The 18,283-nt window shown below is 56.3% G+C and carries 17 protein-coding genes; 6 read left to right on the forward strand and 11 right to left on the reverse strand.

Annotated features, from left to right (window positions below; genetic code table 11):
* Positions 1–5: 5 nt before the first annotated feature.
* Positions 6–923 carry a VWA domain-containing protein gene (locus tag VFA76_14250; GenBank protein ID HZR33003.1) on the forward strand — a complete coding sequence of 306 codons (918 nt, stop codon included), beginning with the start codon at positions 6–8 and terminating at the stop codon, positions 921–923.
* Positions 924–940: 17 nt separating this feature from the next.
* Here VFA76_14250 and VFA76_14255 read toward each other — a convergent pair whose 3' ends face one another.
* The 3 genes from VFA76_14255 to VFA76_14265 form a co-directional block, all read right to left on the reverse strand.
* Complete coding sequence (locus tag VFA76_14255) at positions 941–1,477, reverse strand: DUF6580 family putative transport protein (GenBank protein ID HZR33004.1); 537 nt, start codon at positions 1,475–1,477, stop codon at positions 941–943.
* A 93-nt stretch (positions 1,478–1,570) separates the two neighbouring features.
* Entirely contained in the window at positions 1,571–2,617 is a 1,047-nt protein-coding gene (locus VFA76_14260; protein HZR33005.1) for a metal-dependent hydrolase, read from the reverse strand.
* A gap of 19 nt (positions 2,618–2,636) precedes the next feature.
* On the reverse strand, positions 2,637–3,653 hold the full coding sequence (locus VFA76_14265) for a diacylglycerol kinase family protein (GenBank protein HZR33006.1): 1,017 nt from the start codon (positions 3,651–3,653) through the stop codon (positions 2,637–2,639).
* Positions 3,654–3,840: 187 nt separating this feature from the next.
* Between VFA76_14265 and VFA76_14270 the strand changes: the two genes are divergently transcribed.
* Together VFA76_14270 and ligA are read left to right on the forward strand one after the other, a co-directional pair.
* Positions 3,841–5,484 (forward strand): hypothetical protein, encoded by a 1,644-nt coding sequence (locus VFA76_14270; GenBank protein ID HZR33007.1) that lies wholly within the window; start codon positions 3,841–3,843, stop codon positions 5,482–5,484.
* Between the two features lie 114 nt (positions 5,485–5,598).
* A complete protein-coding gene (gene ligA / locus VFA76_14275; protein ID HZR33008.1) occupies positions 5,599–7,638 on the forward strand; it encodes an NAD-dependent DNA ligase LigA in 2,040 nt (679 codons plus the stop codon).
* A gap of 41 nt (positions 7,639–7,679) precedes the next feature.
* On the opposite strand, the gene VFA76_14280 is transcribed toward ligA, so the two are convergent.
* Complete coding sequence (locus tag VFA76_14280) at positions 7,680–8,390, reverse strand: PRC-barrel domain-containing protein (protein HZR33009.1); 711 nt, start codon at positions 8,388–8,390, stop codon at positions 7,680–7,682.
* Positions 8,391–8,513: 123 nt separating this feature from the next.
* Positions 8,514–8,996, reverse strand: coding sequence for an HIT domain-containing protein (locus tag VFA76_14285; GenBank protein ID HZR33010.1), 483 nt, complete (start codon positions 8,994–8,996; stop codon positions 8,514–8,516).
* Between the two features lie 250 nt (positions 8,997–9,246).
* On the opposite strand from VFA76_14285, the gene VFA76_14290 reads away from it, so the two are divergent.
* Positions 9,247–11,082 (forward strand): 30S ribosomal protein S1, encoded by a 1,836-nt coding sequence (locus VFA76_14290; GenBank protein ID HZR33011.1) that lies wholly within the window; start codon positions 9,247–9,249, stop codon positions 11,080–11,082.
* Positions 11,083–11,157: 75 nt separating this feature from the next.
* On the opposite strand, the gene VFA76_14295 is transcribed toward VFA76_14290, so the two are convergent.
* Positions 11,158–11,538, reverse strand: coding sequence for a carboxypeptidase-like regulatory domain-containing protein (locus VFA76_14295; protein ID HZR33012.1), 381 nt, complete (start codon positions 11,536–11,538; stop codon positions 11,158–11,160).
* A gap of 288 nt (positions 11,539–11,826) precedes the next feature.
* Positions 11,827–12,024, reverse strand: coding sequence for a hypothetical protein (locus tag VFA76_14300; GenBank protein HZR33013.1), 198 nt, complete (start codon positions 12,022–12,024; stop codon positions 11,827–11,829).
* Positions 12,025–12,185: 161 nt separating this feature from the next.
* Between VFA76_14300 and VFA76_14305 the strand changes: the two genes are divergently transcribed.
* Together VFA76_14305 and VFA76_14310 are read left to right on the forward strand one after the other, a co-directional pair.
* Complete coding sequence (locus VFA76_14305) at positions 12,186–13,619, forward strand: M20/M25/M40 family metallo-hydrolase (GenBank protein ID HZR33014.1); 1,434 nt, start codon at positions 12,186–12,188, stop codon at positions 13,617–13,619.
* Between the two features lie 23 nt (positions 13,620–13,642).
* Positions 13,643–14,491 carry a rhomboid family intramembrane serine protease gene (locus VFA76_14310; protein HZR33015.1) on the forward strand — a complete coding sequence of 283 codons (849 nt, stop codon included), beginning with the start codon at positions 13,643–13,645 and terminating at the stop codon, positions 14,489–14,491.
* A gap of 9 nt (positions 14,492–14,500) precedes the next feature.
* On the opposite strand, the gene VFA76_14315 is transcribed toward VFA76_14310, so the two are convergent.
* The 4 genes from VFA76_14315 to VFA76_14330 form a co-directional block, all read right to left on the reverse strand.
* Positions 14,501–15,211 (reverse strand): alpha/beta family hydrolase, encoded by a 711-nt coding sequence (locus VFA76_14315; protein ID HZR33016.1) that lies wholly within the window; start codon positions 15,209–15,211, stop codon positions 14,501–14,503.
* A 5-nt stretch (positions 15,212–15,216) separates the two neighbouring features.
* Positions 15,217–15,507 carry a hypothetical protein gene (locus tag VFA76_14320; protein ID HZR33017.1) on the reverse strand — a complete coding sequence of 97 codons (291 nt, stop codon included), beginning with the start codon at positions 15,505–15,507 and terminating at the stop codon, positions 15,217–15,219.
* 84 nt (positions 15,508–15,591) lie between these two features.
* Complete coding sequence (pyk, locus tag VFA76_14325; GenBank protein ID HZR33018.1) at positions 15,592–17,184, reverse strand: pyruvate kinase; 1,593 nt, start codon at positions 17,182–17,184, stop codon at positions 15,592–15,594.
* 68 nt (positions 17,185–17,252) lie between these two features.
* On the reverse strand, positions 17,253–18,242 hold the full coding sequence (locus VFA76_14330) for a YihY/virulence factor BrkB family protein (protein ID HZR33019.1): 990 nt from the start codon (positions 18,240–18,242) through the stop codon (positions 17,253–17,255).
* Positions 18,243–18,283: the final 41 nt, after the last annotated feature.

Raw genomic sequence — 18,283 nt, forward strand, 5'->3', positions numbered from 1 at the left:
CAAGCATGGCATGTGCATTAACAAGTGTGATCGCCATAGTTGCGCTTTGTCTGTGCTTCCCAAGCGCGTTTGCGTCCCAGGGCGGCAGTCAACCTATTTCGTCAGACAAATTTAATGCCCCTGTAACGATACTGATTTCAGTGTGTGACAAGAACGGCAATCCTATTTCAAGCTTGACCAATCAATCGTTGACGGTCTTTGATGCAGGAAAGCGTGTCACTTCTCGCCTAGAGATACAGCCGGCGAATGATTATCCGCTCCTATTCGCATTGGTCCTTGACCTTAGCGGTTCAATCCGTGTCAGGGTTCCGTTTATACAAACGGCTGCGACAAACCTCTTTGATGTTTTAGATTCCGGCGACAATAGGGGCTTCTTGGTCGTCTTTAATGACACGGTGATATTCAGCAAGGACTTCGTTTCCAAGGTGGAGCTTTCAGCCGTGTTGCAGAACATTGAGCCACGGAAGAGGACCGCGCTTTACGAGGCGATATACAAGTCATCTGAACGGCTATCGCAGCTTGCGAAACAGAAATTCCCGAACCGCAGGACACGGCGAATCATATTTGTTCTAACAGATGGCGAAGATAATGCGAGCCATCTGGCCCTGGATCAAGCGATAGGCGAAGCGGTGCGCGAAGGTGTAACCATTGTTCCCATTGGAATGCTCTCAGGCCCAGGTCTCAAGCTGCCGTTCATCTTGAACAAACTAGCATGGATGACCGGCGGTAAGGCTCTATTCCCCGACTCTCCAGGTGAAGTCGGTGATCAGGTTTTGAAGGTCATCAAATCAGAGTACTTCTTGACCTTTACTCCGGTTGCCTCAAAGAGAGTTGGCCAGTTTTACCATCTCCGCATCAAGTCGGCTGATTCAAAACCGGTTCGAATCGCTGCTCCAGAAGCGTATTACACTCCACGAAATTGAGCCATCATCAGAGTCTTTCAGGCACCAGCGATGGGGCCTTGGGGGCTGCTCTCGCGAGCACTCGAGCCGGCGTGCAGCAATGCGGGAATCCCAAACATCAGTGCGGTGAAGAACACGTCTCCCGCTAAATCATTGCGGAAAAACGGCAGTCCAGCGATGTAAGCCAGCTCGAGCCCACCCCATGTACGGGGATACATATTGGGCACCGTAGCCCAGACCGCAAAATTGCTGACCAGGAAAAATGACACCGCCGCCACCAGCGAGGCGCTAAGGACTCGCAGCGCGTTCGCATTTTTCTTAAGTGCGCCGCCCAAGAAAACCATCGCGGCATACCACACCCAACTGGCAAGGTGATACGAAGTGAAGGGATAGCTGTAAACAAACCGGGTGAGCAGTACGTCGCCTACCGCCAGCAAAAGAACAGGGATCCACGCCTGTTTGCGTGGCATTCGCGAGCCGAAAAATAAAAGCGAGGCCGCCACGGGAGTAAATGCAAAAGGATGGGGCGCGAAACGAAACGCGGCCGCGAACAGCACAAAGATATATGCCAGCATGGTCACCTCGATACGTCACTCACGAACCGTACAAAATTCTGGGCCCTGTGACGCCTTCAGTCAAGTTTAACTCAAAACCTGCTTCCATCAGGATCAGTGTCGGGCACTACCAGCGCGTTCTCCGCGCGCGCTCATGCGTTGCTCGACCACATTGAGGTTCTCATCGAGCACCACCACTGCGCTGAGCGGCGAGCCCTCGCGCTCAGGGAACATGTACCGGAGGTCGTAGAACCGAACCACGTATCCTTTCTGCGGCGGCGCCAGTTCCTCGGTCTCGGTAATGGGGTAGCGTGCCCAATCAAGATAAACCCGGCCGAGATAGGACTTCTTAGCCGCCAGGGTGACCGCCGTTTCCTGGGGTTTGTAGCGAATGCGGGCGTTGTTGTCAGGGTCAACGTCAGGGGTCAGGGAATCTACGTGCATGTTCTCGAAAAAATTCTGGGTTTCCACCACTCCCATCCACTTGAAGGGATTGACACTGTAGGGAAAAGCCGAGAAGCGCACTGGCTCGGCACCTTCGTAGTTCCGCGCCTGCATGGCTGCCATGGCCCGACGATGTTCGTAATCACGCACTGCCCAGGTTCCGGCCATCGCCAACAATGCAAGAATCGCGGCCAGCCGCCCTCGAGGTTCTTTGCGGCGAACCCCAATCTCGGAGCTGATCAAACTTCCCAACCCAGGCAGAACCAGGGCCGCGATCAAAATCAACAGCAGTACCGGCTCGACAATCGAGACGATGTCCCAGGCGTACCATCTGTAGCTGAAAGGCTCGAACGGCCGGACTCCATAAGCTGTGGTGTAATCCAGCAAAATATGGCTCAGGCCTGCCAGGCACGAAAACACAAAAAGCAGTCCCCAGCGTGGCCGGGAGCTCGCTGAGTGATCTCGGCGATGCTTTAACCAGTGGCAAATAAAAACAAAACCAACCACCAGCGCCGCCACCAGCGGGACACCAACAAAAGTATGGGTGATGCCGCGATGGTGAGCGAATCCAACCGCGGACCCGCGAACATAAGCGACTACATCAATGTCCGAAGCTTCGGCAGCAAGCACCAGAGTTGGTGTCGCCAGCGCGGTCATACGATTCAGCCCGGCACGACTCATGCAGGCGCCGGTCAGCAGGTGGGTGAGCGGATCCAAAGTTCAGAGTGTACAGGTTTCAGGATATTGCGTCGCCCACCGGCGGCGCCGCGCTCACCAGCAATTTATCCTGAAGCCTCTCCATGGCCAGAGATTGCGGGACAAGCAGCGTCAATGCACGAGGAACAACTGTAATCTCCACCGGCAATTTTCCCAGCAATTCGCCATCGGCTTCAGCATAGATTCTTGCGGTGGCGCCGTTGCCGCTGGTTAGCGGCCGACAGGTCAAACGACTGGTGTGCACCAGCTCCACACCGGGTACAGGCATGTCGCCGCGGAGCAAAGTCTTGATCAGATAAAGAAGATAGGGCACTCGGCTGGAAGTGCGGAACAATAAGACCTGGACGTCGTTTCGATCCAAAGCCGCGCCGGGGGCGAGTTTCCTCAACACGCCGCCGAACTGAGTAATCCGCACTGCCAGCATTTGCGACACGCTCTCCCGGCGCGTGTTTCCGTATGGATCCGTCAATTCCACCTCAAACCGGCTCAACTCGTGGGTAAACCACAGGTGGAATGCTTCCGCGTAATACGCCTTCATCCCCATTCGTTGTTTCAGGCGGGAGTGAATGCGATAGAAAAGGTGGGCGTCAACTCCTACTCCGGCAGCCACGATGAAATACCGAGTCTGAGACTCGCTGTCGGTCTTGTTAAAAGTAACCTTTCCCACGGCTACGCGACGGCGTTCAGCGGTAAGCGCGAGACGAGCTGCCGCAACTGGGTTGCGTGGCACTCCCAAGTCGTGAGCCAAGGCGTTGGCAGTCCCAAGGGGTATTATGCCCACCGCTGCCTGGCTGTAAACCATTCCCTGGATAACGTCATGAATGGTTCCGTCGCCGCCGCAGGCAAGTATGGAGTCGCAACCATCCGCGATCATTTGTTGCGCCTGTGCGCCAGCCTCACCCGGACCTTTGCTGGCGGCAATAATGGTTTCTACGCCAGTGTTGTGCAGCACCCTTGCCGCCGCTTCGATCTGGGCCATGCGGCGGCCGTGCTGGCGTCCCGAGGCCGGGTTGTAGATGAGTGCAGCTTTCTTCACTGTTTTGTCGCCTGGAGCAAGGCTTTTGCCAGGGAAAGCTTAGCAGTTCCTGGATGATGCCGCGTTCCACCGCCAAAATAGCTGCATTGTTGGCTTGCGGCGGCCTCAGGTTTTGACTACTCTATCTCGAACTCTCCATCGGCCCAAGGTCCGACATATCAAATCCAGATTCGGGAGGAAATTGCCGATGAAACGTTCCACTTTGTTTGTTGTCCTCCTGCTTGCCTGTAGCGTTGCAATTGCGCAGCAGCATCCTGCCCCGCAGCCTGCAGCTACCCTGATGTCCGGGATTGGCGATACTCATCACCCCGTCTCCACCAAGAGTCCTGTAGCGCAGCAATTTTTTGACCAGGGCCTCAGGCTGATCTATGCCTTCAATCACGACGAAGCGGCGCATTCCTTCCGACGGGCGGCGGAGCTCGACCCGCAAATGGCGATGGCGTACTGGGGAATTGCCGAAGCAGTGGGTCCGAACTACAACGATCCGGCGAACGATGACCGCCGGAAGCAAGCGTACGAGGCGGTCCAAAAGGCGGTCCAACTCTCAGCGAACTCTCCTGCGAATGAGAAAGCCTACATTGAGGCGATGGCTCAGAGGTATCCCAGCCCAGCTAATGCTGACTGGCATCAAGCGGCGATCAACGCTACCAATGCCATGCGCGAGGTAAGCAGGAAATATCCTGAGGACTTGGATGCCGCCACATTGTTTGCTGAAGCCGAAATGAACCTGCACCCCTGGGGCTTGTGGAAGGCTGACGGCACCCCGCAAGAAGGCACAGAAGAAGTCATCTCAACGTTGGAATCTGTGATTCGACGCGATCCGAACCACGTGGGCGCAGTGCATTACTACATTCATGCGGTAGAGGCATCGCCCAGCCCGCAGCGCGCTTTACCCCAGGCAAATCGGCTGGCATCACTCGCGCCCGCTGCTGGCCATCTCGTCCACATGCCCGCGCACGTATACATCCGCACAGGCGACTACGAGGCTGCTGTGCAAACCAACGAAAAAGCTGCGGCTGCCGACCGCGCTTACATTAAAGCGAGTGGCGTGCAGGGCATATATCCGATGATGTATTACAGCCATAACCTGCACTTCATCGCGATTGCGGGCGCGATGGACGGGAAATTCGCCGAATCCAAGCGAGCGGCCGACTTGCTTGCCACCCATGTCGCTCCAGCGGTGAAGATGATGCCGCCGCTAGAGCCTTTTGTGGCAATTCCCATCGCGGTCAATGTTCGCTTCCACCGCTGGAACGATATTCTCCAAATCCCGCAGCCCGACCCTTCGATGAAGGTCGTAACCACCTTTTGGCATTTCGCAAGGGGTATGGCATTTGCCGCCACTGGCAAGATGAAAGAGGCCGAGGCTGAACGCCAGACCGTCGTCGAAGTGGAGAACAACACTCCGGCGGATGCCATCTTTGCAATGCCCTTCAACAATAAGACACGGGACGTTCTGAAGATTGCGGATAATGTCCTGGGTGCCCGGATCGCTGTGGCAAAGAGTGACAACGACTCCGCCATTCGCATGCTGCAGGAGGCGGTTGCCGTTCAGGATGGTCTTAACTATGGCGAGCCACCGGATTGGTTTTTCCCAGTCCGCGAATCCTTGGGGGCGGTCCTGCTGCGCGCGGGAAAACCGGACGAGGCGGAAAAAGTGTTTCGTGCCGACTTGGACAAGAACCCCCGCAATCCCCGCTCCCTGTTCGGCTTGAAGCAGAGCCTGGATGCGCAGAAGCGCAGCTACGAGGCTGGATTCGTACAGAAGCAATTCGACGCCGCCTGGAAGGGCGCTGACACGAAGCTCACAGCTGAAGAGCTGGGAACGTAGTCCTTCGATTACCTCAGCCGCGATAAAAAAGTCTGGGCTGGCGATTTTTCACCAGCCCTTTGCTTTGTTCCAGGGATCGTCCGCAGCTCGCTCGCGCACAATATAATTTCAGAGATGGCAAGTGCCGCCAAACTAGAGCATAGGATCGACGAACTGCGCGACCAGATTCGCTATCACGAGCACCGGTATTACGTGCTCGACGATCCCGAAGTAAGCGACGCCGAGTTCGACCGACTGATGCAGGAGCTCAAGCGGCTGGAGGCTGAACACCCAGAGCTCATTACGTCGGATTCACCCAGTCAACGGGTCGGGGGAAAGCCGCGCGAGGGCTTTGTGAAGGTGCCGCACTCCTCCCCGATGTTGTCTCTGGATAACGCCTACAACGAGCAAGAACTACGCGACTGGGAACGGCGGGTGCACGAACTCAGCGGCCGGAAGGACGTGGATTACGTTTGCGAGCTCAAGCTCGACGGGCTATCCATGGCGGTACGCTACGCGCCCGACCGGGAAGAGCGCGGGAAATCGAACCTGGCGCTCGGCATCACCCGAGGTGACGGTTCTATCGGCGAAGAAGTGACTCTGAACCTCAGAGCGTTGCGTTCGGTACCCCTCTCCATTCCGGCGGCAACCCTGAAAAGAGCTGGCCTGCCACCCGAATTTGAGGTGCGCGGCGAAGTGATTATGCCTACAAAGTCCTTCGAGCGGATGAATGAGGAGCGCGAACGCCAGGGGCTCTCCAAATTCGCCAATCCACGGAATGCCGCGGCCGGGGCGGTGCGCGTGCTCGATCCGAACATTACCGCGCAACGCCGCCTGGATTTTTATGCCTATTTTGTTCTGGTAAACGGCCGGCCATTTTTCGAGCACCACGCCAAAGCACTCGAAGCCCTGCAGGAAGCGGGTTTCAAGGTCAATCCCAATTGGCGCAGGGCTGCCGACATTGAAAAGGTCTGGAACTTTATCAATGCCTGGGAGCCGAAGCGCGAAGCGCTCGCCTACGAGATTGACGGAGTAGTCATCAAAGTTGATGACACCCGTCTGCAGCGAGAGCTGGGGTACACAGGAAAAGCCCCGCGTTGGGCGATCGCTTACAAGTATGCTGCGCGCTCGGGCACGACAAAAATCGAAGACATCATCACACAAGTGGGTCGGACCGGCAAACTCACACCGGTGGCGGTCCTTCAGCCGGTCTCCATCGGCGGCACCACTGTCACTCGCGCAACGTTACACAATGCCGACGAAATCGAGCGGCTCGGAGTCAAGATCGGCGACTGGGTTTCCGTGGAGCGCGGCGGGGACGTAATCCCCAAGGTGGTACGCGTTCTCGAAGATAAGCCTCGCGGCACAAAGAAATTTCACATGCCCGAGCGCTGCCCGGTCTGTGGCGGTCACGTGGTGCGGGTTGAGGGCGAGGCTGACCACCGCTGTGTGAATGCTAATTGCCCGGCAAAGCTGCGGGAGACGATTTTGCATTTTGCCTCGCGTGGCGTGATGAACATTGAAGGCATGGGGGACGCTCTGGTGAATCAGCTCACGGAGCGCCGTCTGGTTAAGAGTGTTGCGGATATTTACCGTGTCACCAAGCAGGACCTGCTTAGCCTGGAGCGGATGGGTGATAAATCCGCGCAAAATGTTCTGGATGAAATCGAAGCTTCCCGTAAACTGCCGCTCGAGCGGGTGATCTATGGTCTGGGAATACGCTTTGTGGGTGAGCGCACGGCCGAGTTCCTGGCTGAACATTTCGGGTCGCTGGATGCCATCATGAAGGCGAGTATGGAGGAGTTGCAGGAAGTAAATGAAGTTGGGCCGCGCGTCGGACAGAGCATCTACGACTTTTTCCAAGAAGCAAAAAATCGCGAGCTGGTTGAGAGGCTGCGTTCGGCCAAGCTGAATTTCACTGGTAAGAAGAAAGAGCGCGGCACCGCGTTGGCGGGCAAGACGTTTGTTCTCACCGGGACTCTGGCGAACCACACTCGCGATGAAGCCAAGAAGCTCATCGAAGACGCCGGGGGTCGAGTATCGGGATCGGTCAGCAAGAAAACCGACTATGTCGTCGCCGGTAGCGACGCCGGTTCCAAGCTGGATAAGGCGCGTGAGCTGCAGGTCAAAGTGATAAGCGAAAAAGAAATGTTGGACCTGCTGGAAAAGAGTTAGAGGCAGAGGACGGGATCTCCGCGCCCTCTGCCTCGAAGAAACTAAGCAACGTCGCGCTGTTTCTCTGATGCGGTTTCGCATTGCGGGCATTTAGCCTGGACGTCAACTCGATTACGCCGCAGATGAGCCGCAAAATCGTCCAGTCGTGGTCTGAGCAGCGCCACACCCTTGGACGCGTCTTCCGCCCGGCTCGCTATTCCTCCAGGCCTCAGCGTGACCTTCCCCCCACTTGGCGTTGGATCCGAGAATTTGTCGGTTATGCGATCGGGATAAAGATCGGCTGCCGTTACCGTGCTCCCGCCACTCGACGTTTGTCCGGAAGCACCGGCAGGCTCGAGTTCGTCGTCCGTGGGAGTAATGTTACGGTCAGAACCGTGGCGGTGCTGCACCGGCCCATCATGCCAGGCTTTTTTGTAGTCTTCCTCGTATTTCTTCCAGTCTTCCTCTGATCGCAGCAACTTGTCATCATAGGGTGGCAGATCTTCGATCTGCTGTTTGGTCACTCCCACCTGCAACTCATCTGGCCGCTCTGGACTGGCAAAGATGCGGCTGGCCATAATCAGGAACCTACGACTCTTCAGCCATCCGCCGCTGTCAATTACGACATATCTGATCTCTCCCGTGCCGTGATCGAAAATCACGTCATCTATCGTTCCAATCTTCTCATCTTCCAAGCCGCGTACGGTTGTACCGCGAATGTCGTCAACATCTTCGGAAAAACGATGGCTACCTAACGTGCCGTAATGGGCCATGAGGTCCTCCTCCTGAATTGTTCTTCTCAAAATTAGGATGCGGGCTGGCCGGCTGGTGCAGTCTCAAACTCGTTGCAAAGCAGTTGAGAGCAGACTTCCCCATGTCATCTACGGTTTGTGCAGCTAATGTTGCAGCTTCTCACGTAATCGCTGGTAGGTAGTGTCGAGCGCTTCGGGTAAAACCCGAGTCTCTGCGGTAGTAGTCATGAAATTCGTGTCCCCGACCCAGCGGGGGAGGACGTGCATGTGTATGTGGTCGGCCACACCCGCCCCGGCAGCGCGCCCAACATTCATTCCCAAATTCAATCCATCCGGATGGTAAACCTCTCGCAGAACCTGCTCCATGCGCTGGCAGAGATCAATCAATTCGTGAGTGGCAGGCGCGGTCAATTTTTCCAATTGGTCCACATGCTCATTGGGCACAACCATGACGTGTCCGGAAGTGTAGGGGAAGGTATTCAGGATAATGAAGCAACGCGTACCTCGATAAACAATCAGGGCTGCACGGTCATTTTTCTGTTTAATGGCCTCGCAAAATATGCATCCTGTTGGCTTTTGGGCATCAGTAACATAAGCGTAACGCCATGGAGTCCAGAGATAATCCATGGCCGGGAGAGTATCAGATGGACTTCCGATTGCACATGAAGCACGCAGGTGCTGGTTACGGCTTCAGGGGTTTGACACCTTTCGGAAACGGTTGCTATAGTCGAAGGGTTCTGTTGGACGCGGCATTGCATTAGAACGTCTGACCGCTGGAACTACCCAGCCCGATAGTTTGGGCAATCACACCGAAGATTTGAACCAGCAGTCCGTCTGCCTTGCCCGCTCCGCATCACACACCGGTGCGACACTGAGTATGGAATTTCACGACAGCACGGCACGAAATCTGGAATTTTCGCCGGCGTCTGAATCCAATGATTCTGAAGCGCCGGAGTCACAGACCGCGCAGGCGGCAGTTTCCGAAGAAAAGACCTCCCCGACTCCAATCCGAACTGAAAAAAAAGAACCCATGCTAACTGACGATTTTGCCACCGCACTTGAAACCTTCACCCCGGAAGCTGAAGCCGCCGTCGGCGAAGATCACGTTGTGAAAGGGACGGTTTTGAAGGTCACGCCCACCCATGTGGTGGTGGATATTGGCGCCAAGTCAGAGGGTATGCTGCCGATCGCCGAAGTCCTGGACCATTCGGGGAGCCCTAAATTCAAGTCGGGCGACGAAATTGATGTGATGATTGAGAAGGGCGAGACCGAAGAGGGCTATACCAAGCTTTCACACCTGAAAGCGCAGCGGCTTCGGGCCTGGGATGAGATCGAGCGTGCGCACGACGAGAAGCGGCCGATCAAGGCAATAGTAATTGAGCGGATCAAAGGTGGGCTCACGGTAGATATCTATGGCGCGCAAGCGTTCTTGCCAGGCTCGCAAGTGGATCTGCGGCCGGTACGCAACTTGGAAGGCTTGAAAGGACAAGAGATCGAAGTCGAGATCATCAAGCTGAACAAGAAACGTGGCAACATCGTGGTCTCGCGGAAGCAGATGCTGGAGGAAGAGCAACAGGCCAAACGCTCCAAAGTTCTTGAGCACCTGGAAGAAGGCACAGTGCTCACCGGGACCGTTAAGAACCTTACCGACTACGGCGCCTTTGTCGATCTGGGTGGCATCGATGGATTGCTGCACATCACCGACATGTCGTGGGGCCGCCTCACTCACCCTCGCGACCTGGTGAATGTCGGAGATGAGATCCAGGTAAAGGTCCTCAAATTCGACAAAGACAAGCAGCGGGTCTCGCTCGGATTCAAGCAGCTCACACCCGATCCATGGCTGGACGCCGCCCACCGCTACCCCGTGGGTGCCCACGTTAAGGGCCGAGTGATCAGCGTGACTGATTACGGTGCCTTCATCGAACTCGAGCAGGGAATCGAAGGACTGGTACACGTGAGCGAGATGACTTGGTCCAAGCGGATGAAGCATCCCTCTAAGATTGTTAACGTCGGTGACACTGTCGAGACTGAAGTATTAAGCGTGAACCCGGAAGAAAGGCGTATTTCCCTGGGCATGAAGCAATTGGAAGCGAATCCATGGGAGAGCCTGATACAGAAGTATCCGGTGAATGCCACGGTGGAAGGGCGCGTTCGCAATCTTACTGACTTCGGGGCCTTCATTGAAATTGAAGACGGCATCGATGGATTGGTCCATGTGAGCAATTTGAGTTGGACGAAAAGGGTGAAGCATCCCTCGGAAGTGCTCAAGAAGGGCGACCGCGTCAAAGCGATCGTGCTTGCGATCGAGCCCGATAAGCGCCGTCTCTCCTTGGGTGTGAAGCAGCTGCAGCCCGACGTTTGGGAGACGTTCTTTGCCCAACACAGAGTGGGCGACGTGTTGCACGGAAAAGTTTTGCGAGTGGCCACCTTTGGCGCATTCGTCGAAATTGCCGATGGCATAGAAGGTCTATGTCACAACTCTGAGGCGGTGGACGCGAATGGCGTGACCATCAAGTTAGAGCCGGGACAAGAGTTCGACTTCAAGGTCATCAAACTGAATCCCGGCGAGAAGAAAGTGGGCCTCAGCATACGGGCTGTGGGAGAAGAGGCCAGCCGCGCAGAAGTAGAATCGTACAAGCATCCGGTTTCCAGCGCCACCTCCACCATCGAGGAACTCATGTCCTGGAAGAGGGCGGGCAACGACCAGAATTAGAGGTTTCGAAATTGGACCAAAAGCAAAGCCGCCTGTGGGCGGCTTTTTAGTTAGTGCGGGGAAATTCCAAGATTGCTATTTCGTATCCACCTTCAGATTGATCAGCACCTGCGACCGGTTATCAAATGAACTCAGGGTCTTGCTGTCGCTCTTTTTGTCCTGGTACTGTGCGTACACCTGATAATCAACATTGGGGGACAGCTCCGGAAAACGATAAGCGCCATCAGGCCCAGTGATATAGGTCTTCACTGCCATGGTGCGGGTGTTGGTGAGGTACACGACCGCCCCGGAAAGGGGAGCGCCACTCGCATTGCTTACGTGACCGGTCAAGGTACGGGTGAGCGCAGGTTTCTCTTTAACGTCAGAACCCACACGCGCAGGCCACGCTTGAGCATGTGCGGGCTTTACCGGAAGTAGGAACACCAACGTCAACCAGGCCAGCACGCAGGTCTTCATTTAGGCTACCTCCGCAGCAAAATTTATTTCAGATTCTACTCTGTTAGATGCAAACCAGGTGTCCACCCCCTCGTCGTTTTCCTCGTGCACCGTGAACCTCGGTAACTGACATTAAGGTCAATCGTTTGTGTAACTTAGCTACCCTCGGTAGGCTCCGCCCAGATCACATAGTCAGCTTTGCCCGCCGGGACACGTTGGGTGAATTCGCCAAAGGGCTGGTGTGGCTCTCTTCGTTTTCTGCATGCAGTGGGGAGTCGCTATTCGGAGGGAGCTGAGTACTCTCAGCCGTTAGGAATAATCGCCGTCCTCGGCCTCTTCTTCAGCCTCAGCGGCCGCTTCCTCTTCTTCAAGGCGGTTCAATTCCAGGGGGTGAGTAGTAATCACTTCGAAGTCAACACCGCATTCCGGGCAGGAGACGATCTCGCCCTCGTCTACTTCGTCTTCCTCGATGTCCAGATCGGTTTCGCATTCCGGACATAAAACCATAAGAGCCTCCGTGCGTATGATAGCCGTCCTGCTACTATTTAGAATCTCTTTGGGGCCAACGTCAAGCCCGCCCCGCCGCTTGGGGCAGGCGGCAGGGCAGTAAATTCAATATACGCGAGGCGCATGCGCGAAAGTCCCCTTCCGGGGTGGTTCAACGTTCTATGAAGCTGGTCTTCTGGATTGCCATTCTGATGGCAGCGACGGTGGTGGCGGTTGCCCAACGGGGAACTCTGGGCACACGCCCTCCGTCCTCCCATCGCTTGGCCTCTCGCGGTGCCAGTGGCGGCCGCCACGCTGCAGATCCAAAGATCGCAAGCGCATTGAGCAATATCTCAGCGGCACACATTCGCGACACCATTACCCGGCTGGCCGAGTTCCATACCCGCCAGACCCTTTCGGCTGCTGGCCCTGATTCTATCGCCGAAGGACGAGGCATAGGGGCGGCGCGGGAATGGATCAGGTCCGAATTCGAGCGCTACTCCCGTGCCTGCGGGGGCTGCCTGGAGGTCCATACTGACACCTTCGTGCAGCCCAAGAGCGAGCGCGTTCCCGCTCCAACCGAGATCGTAAATGTGTATGCAGTCCTGCGCGGCAGCGATGCCGGAAACCGCAAACGTATTTACCTGGTGACCGGGCACTACGATTCGCGAAACAGCGGCGCTGAAGATGCCACAGGAGAAGCTCCCGGTGCCAATGACGACGCAAGTGGAACCGCGGTGAGCCTGGAATGCGCGCGTGTCCTCAGCCAGCTACGTTTTCCCGCCACAATTATTTTCCTGGCTGTTGCAGGGGAAGAGCAGGGACTCTACGGTAGCGAGCACTTTGCAAAAATGGCGAAGCAGCAGGGCTGGCAGATCGAAGCTGTACTTAACAACGACATCGTTGGCGGCGATCGAAGTCCGGGTCAAGACCCTCACCGTGTGCGCTTGTTCTCGGAAGGTGTTCCGCTGAGCGTCCTCGAAGCTGGAACTCCCGATGACGTGCGCCGCACACGCGCTCTGGGTGGCGAGAATGATTCGGCTTCTCGGGCATTGGCTCGTTATATCGCTGACATCGCGGCAGTTTATTTGCCGTCCTCGTTCCAGCCGATGCTCATATTTCGTCCCGATCGTTTTCTGCGGGGCGGCGACCATCTCTCGTTTAATCAAGAGGGATTTGCGGCAGTCCGCTTCACTGAGTATCGCGAAAACTACAACCATCAGCACCAAAACGTTCGGACCGAAAAGGGAATCGAATACGGCGATCTACCAAAATTTGTTAATTTCGATTACGTCGCGAATGTAGCTCGGGTGAATGCCGCGTCCCTGTCGGCGTTGGCCTCAGCGCCGGCGCCACCCGCCGAGGTTCGTCTTTTAGCCAAGGAACTGGAGAACACATCTACACTGCAATGGCAGCCATCCCCAGGCGGACTAGCCAGCGCCTATGAAGTCTTGTGGCGCTCCACCACTGCTCCCTTGTGGGAGCGCTCTAGATCGGTTGGTTCTGCAACGCGCGTCACCCTGGAAGAATCCAAGGACAATGTGATTTTTGCGGTGCGTTCGGTTGATGTTGCTGGGCACAGGAGCCTGCCGGTTACGCCCACGCCCGAGCATTAGCTTTCCTGATAAGCTGGAATGGCATGCCTTCCCGCGGATACACCATGTCGCTGTCGTTCCCCCCGTTTACCCATTGGGTGAAACGGCTGATACTGGCGAATGCCGCGATTTTCTTCGCGGTCACTGTTTTAAATGCATTCTCGCCGGATACAGCCAACCAGGTTATTGTCATCGGCGGCCTGAAGCCGGTCTTGGTAGCACATGGATTTTTGTGGCAGCTGGTTACCTATTCATTTCTGCACGCCGGCTTATGGCACCTTTTTTCAAATATGCTAGGACTATGGATGTTCGGTTCTCAGCTGGAGTCCGATTGGGGCGGCAGACAGTTTTTGGAGTTCTATTTTTTTTGCGTAGTCGCGGCAGCGCTGGTCACCGTGGCCGTGGGATACAGCGGATTCCTGGGCGCCGATCCCCGAGTGCGAACCGTCGGCGCCTCCGGCGGCGTGTTTGGAATCTTGGTGGCTTTTGCGGTCCTTTATGGTGACAGGGAACTGATGCTGTTTCCTTTTCCTTTCACTATTAAAGCCAAGTACGTGGTCTGGGGCTGGATATTCATAACTTTGATCAGTGTATTCACGCCTGGCCCCAGCGGGATCGCTTATTTCGCCCACCTTGGCGGTGCATTGTTCGGCTATCTCTATTTGAAGTTCCTGCCGCGTCGCGGGCTAAGCTATGCCACGTCGGAGAAGTATTTCGGGATCCGGAATTCGTACTATCGATGGAAGCGTCGCCGTGCTGCCCGCAAGTTTGAAGTCTACATGCGAAACCACGACCGTGCCGATTACTTCGACGAGCATGGCAACTACCGCGGGCCGGAGACCAAAGTTCCCGACAAGAAGAACGGCGAATCCAAATCGCCGTGGGTGAACTGACCTGCCGTCCTAGTCAAAGAATTCTTTGAACGCGGCAACAATTGTCTGCGGCAGATCTGGAGGCATGCTTTTCTTTGTTCCAAACCCCAAATCGTGTCCCGCGCCGGGAATCGACAGCAAGCGGGTCTCCGCAGGAATGAGCTTCAGGGCTGTCTCCAACTCCTGCAAAGAAGCGAATTCATCTCGCGAACCGTGCACAAAAAGAGCTCTCCTCTGCAACTGGGGAAAATGCTGGGTTCGGAGTTGCTCTGGTTTGCGCGGTGGATGCAGCGGATAAGAGAGCAAGAGCAGGCCATCCGCCACCGTGGGATCAGTGGCCAACAGCATGCTTGCTTGACGACCGCCATAAGAATGGCCGCCAAGGAAGACCCGACCGGGCGCGTTTTTTCGTAGCGAAGCCACCGCTAATTGCAGACCTTCGCGGTCGCGCGCAGCATCGCCGGGCCGTGGCGGTCCAAACCGTCGTGCCTGGCGAAAGGGAAGGTCGCACCGCAGTACGAGGAATCCAGCAAGGGCGAACGCGTCAGCCAAAGCGCGGAGCAGTGGAGCCTCGCAGTTCCCACCCGCTCCATGGGTCAGCACCATTCCATTACCGGAGGCGTCGAGAGGACGATGGAGGAATCCCCGGACGGCAACTCCCGACGGCGCCTCCTCCGCAAGCCGCTCTGGAGCAGGCAGCTGTTCGCCGGGCGTGGTTTCTGAATCGGATGTGGAAGCCACAGACGCTAGCTCAGTTTCTGGTAGCTCTCGTAGATTTTCTCGGTCTTGATCAAGTGACCAAGGCGGGCCCAATAGGCATGAACGTCCGGATCTTCGTGCGCTTCCTGGCGCGCCTCTTCGGAAGCCCAGCGGCGTACCACCATGTATCGTGATGAGTTCTGATCGTGATAGAGCACGTCGTGGCTGTATCTTTTCTCTGCCAGCAACGTCATTAGGCCCCGAATGGTTTCGAGAGCTTCCGCTTCGGTGCCTTCCAGCGGTTCGAATATTGCTAGCGACAAAATTTCCTGTGGCATGACTCCCAAAAATCCCATTCCTGTCGTGAAAGTATTATCGAAGCTATCACACCATCAATTAGATTTGTTCCGCGACGGGCCGCATCATTTCTTTTTTCTCGCGGCGAACGGGGGCTTTCGCCGCTCCTTCCGCCGTTCAGGTGGGTGAGGTTCCGTGACCACATGAAATCGCATAAAGTTGGTTGAGCCTGAGGTCTGCTGCGTGCCGGCTACCACCCCGACAACATTGCCGGGAGTGACCTTGCGCAACCGGAGCAGTTCCTGTTCGGCGGTCTGCACCATCTGTTCAACCGAGAGGGCCGTATCCGAGTTGATTGGCCTGATTCCCCAAAACAGATTCAGACGATTGCACACCTCAGGCACATGGGCAAAGGCGTACACCGGCGTTCGCGGCCGATATTTCGAGATCAGTCGTGCCGTGTTCCCCGTTTCCGTAAAGATGGCGATGGCACGCATTTCCAGGTCCTGGGCGGCGTGAGCTACGGCTTCGCAAATTGCTTCTGAGATAGAGAGATTGCGGTGCTCACGCCGCCGCCTCACCATGCCCAGGTGTAGTAAGTGATCTTCCGCGGCTTCCACGATCCTAGCCATCATCGCGACAGCCTCACGCGGATATTTGCCGCTGGCGGTTTCCGCGGAGAGCATGACCGCGTCGGTTCCGTCAAAAATTGCATTCGCCACATCGCTGGCCTCAGCGCGGGTCGGACGTGGGTTATCAATCATTGACTCCAACATTTGCGTGGCAGTGATCACCGGCTTGCGCCACTCCGCCGCCCGACCGATGACTTGCTTTTGGATGATGGGTACGCGCTCTGCCGGCATCTCCACTCCCAGATCGCCACGCGCCACCATGACTCCGTCCGCTACGTCCAGGATGCTCTCCAGGTGTTCGACTGCCTGCGGCTTCTCCAATTTGGCGATCACGGGTACATCGCTCTTGCGTTCACCAATCAGGCGCTTTACACGGCGCACATCCTCCGCCGAACGCACGAACGAGAGCGCGACAATGTCAATGTCGTGAGTAAGACCAAACTCAAGGTCCTTGTAGTCCTTTTCGGTGAGCGAAGGAACGCTCAAGGTTGCACCGGGAATGTTGATGCCCTGGTGCTCCGCCAGAATCCCGCCGTTTACGACATCGCACTCTACGTCGTCACCGCGAATGGCTTTGACGCGCAGCTCGATCAGCCCATCTGAAAGCAAAATCCGGGAGCCGGGTTCTACTTCTCGCGCCAGATCGGTAAAGGTAATGGAAATCAGCGAGGCGGTCCCCGGGAGATCGCGTGGCGTAAGGATTACGCGAGAGCCTGCCTTCAGCGCCACCGCAGTGCGATACTTCAGCCGGCCGGTGCGCATCTTGGGACCTTGCAGGTCCTGCAGGATGCAAATAGTACGCTCTTCCTTTTCGGCGGCGCGGCGAATTCTATCGATTACTCGAGCGTGCTCTTCATGGTTTCCATGAGAAAAGTTGAGTCGTGCCACATCCATTCCCGTGCGCATGAGTTCCCGGATCATGGCTTCTGAGCTACTGGAAGGCCCCAGTGTGCAGATGATCTTGGCCCGCCTGCCGGGCCCCGGAGCGCTTGGTGAACGTTCGGCACGAACCGAGAGTGCAGTCTCGGCGACTTGTTCGGGCTCGGCAATCAGATGTTCACTAACGCCGCGCTCACCCTTCTCCACGAGTTCTCCGAATTGTGATGGACTGCATTCTAGAAAGAGGAGGTTTCGTCTTCACGGTTGGCGCTGGACTAGCGTACCGCGATGTCAGAACTGTCTAGCTGGCTCTGGCGGTCCTTTTCTATCTGACAGCGGGGGAACAACATGGCATTGAACTCAGCCCCGATCAAAATAATAACCGAGACGATGTACAACCACACCAGCAGCGCGATGGCCGCTCCCAAAGATCCATAGATCACGCTGTAATCAGCGTAATGCTGTAGATACCACCCAAAGAGTGCGGTTGCGATGAGCCACATCCCGGTTGAGAGCGTTGCCCCTGGCAGAACCGTGTGCCAAGGCTGCGTTCGGGGAACCGCATGGTGGTAGATAAGAGCGATGACAGAAATGCTGGTCAAAATGGCAATGATCCAGCGAATGGCTGTCCAGACAAAAAGCAGCAACGGGCCAAACTCGCGTCCCAGGTAGAACAGCATGCGGGTTTCAATCTGGCTGCCGAAAGCTACCAGAACGGTAGCAAAGGTCATCGGAACGCCGGCCATGATCACCAGCAGGAAGGCAATCATCCGCTCCTTCACCAAGCCCCATATTTTCGGCAACTGGTAAGCGTTGCGGAAGCCCTCCATCCAGGAAACCATCACTCCCGAGGACGTCCAGAGCGTGATCAGCGAAGCAGTTATCAGAAGGCCCACCGATCGTTGCGTGCTGCCCTTCAGATAGGCAACGGCCGTAGCGCTGCCCGCCGGCAGTATCTTGCCAACCGCATAGGATGCCTCGCGCAACATAGCCGCAGTCTCCTTTGACGTAGCCAGGACTGCTCCCATGACCAGCATGGCGGGAAACATTGTGAGGATGGAAGAGTAGGCTGAGGCTTTGGCTACCGCGAATGCGTCGTGTTGAAGTGCTCGCCAGAAGGCCCGCCGCAGCAACTGAACGAAATTCCACATCCTGCGGTCCAGCGTAACCCGCTGAGCTGGGTGGTGCAATTGGATGACGGGGTCCCCGTTGGAGAGGGTCTGGGGTAGCCCGCCGGATACATGCTGTTGCGGGTTCGCTCGCATCGTCACCTAAGGAAAGAGGGGGCGATCGGGATCGCCCCCTG

The sequence above is a fragment of the Terriglobales bacterium genome (assembly GCA_035651655.1).
In the GTDB taxonomy this organism is placed as follows: Bacteria; Acidobacteriota; Terriglobia; order Terriglobales; family Acidobacteriaceae; genus DASRFG01.

Excerpts from the sequence above, each read along its gene's own strand:
- ligA (HZR33008.1), top strand. The coding sequence starts at position 5,599 with ATGGCAAGTGCCGCCAAACTAGAGCATAGGATCGACGAACTGCGCGAC.
- VFA76_14330 (HZR33019.1), bottom strand. The coding sequence starts at position 18,242 with ATGCGAGCGAACCCGCAACAGCATGTATCCGGCGGGCTACCCCAGACC.
- VFA76_14270 (HZR33007.1), top strand. The coding sequence starts at position 3,841 with ATGAAACGTTCCACTTTGTTTGTTGTCCTCCTGCTTGCCTGTAGCGTT.
- VFA76_14255 (HZR33004.1), bottom strand. The coding sequence starts at position 1,477 with ATGCTGGCATATATCTTTGTGCTGTTCGCGGCCGCGTTTCGTTTCGCG.
- VFA76_14305 (HZR33014.1), top strand. The coding sequence starts at position 12,186 with ATGAAGCTGGTCTTCTGGATTGCCATTCTGATGGCAGCGACGGTGGTG.
- VFA76_14300 (HZR33013.1), bottom strand. The coding sequence starts at position 12,024 with ATGGTTTTATGTCCGGAATGCGAAACCGATCTGGACATCGAGGAAGAC.
- VFA76_14250 (HZR33003.1), top strand. The coding sequence starts at position 6 with ATGGCATGTGCATTAACAAGTGTGATCGCCATAGTTGCGCTTTGTCTG.
- VFA76_14295 (HZR33012.1), bottom strand. The coding sequence starts at position 11,538 with ATGAAGACCTGCGTGCTGGCCTGGTTGACGTTGGTGTTCCTACTTCCG.
- VFA76_14290 (HZR33011.1), top strand. The coding sequence starts at position 9,247 with ATGGAATTTCACGACAGCACGGCACGAAATCTGGAATTTTCGCCGGCG.
- VFA76_14320 (HZR33017.1), bottom strand. The coding sequence starts at position 15,507 with ATGCCACAGGAAATTTTGTCGCTAGCAATATTCGAACCGCTGGAAGGC.
- VFA76_14310 (HZR33015.1), top strand. The coding sequence starts at position 13,643 with ATGCCTTCCCGCGGATACACCATGTCGCTGTCGTTCCCCCCGTTTACC.
- VFA76_14280 (HZR33009.1), bottom strand. The coding sequence starts at position 8,390 with ATGGCCCATTACGGCACGTTAGGTAGCCATCGTTTTTCCGAAGATGTT.
- VFA76_14285 (HZR33010.1), bottom strand. The coding sequence starts at position 8,996 with ATGGATTATCTCTGGACTCCATGGCGTTACGCTTATGTTACTGATGCC.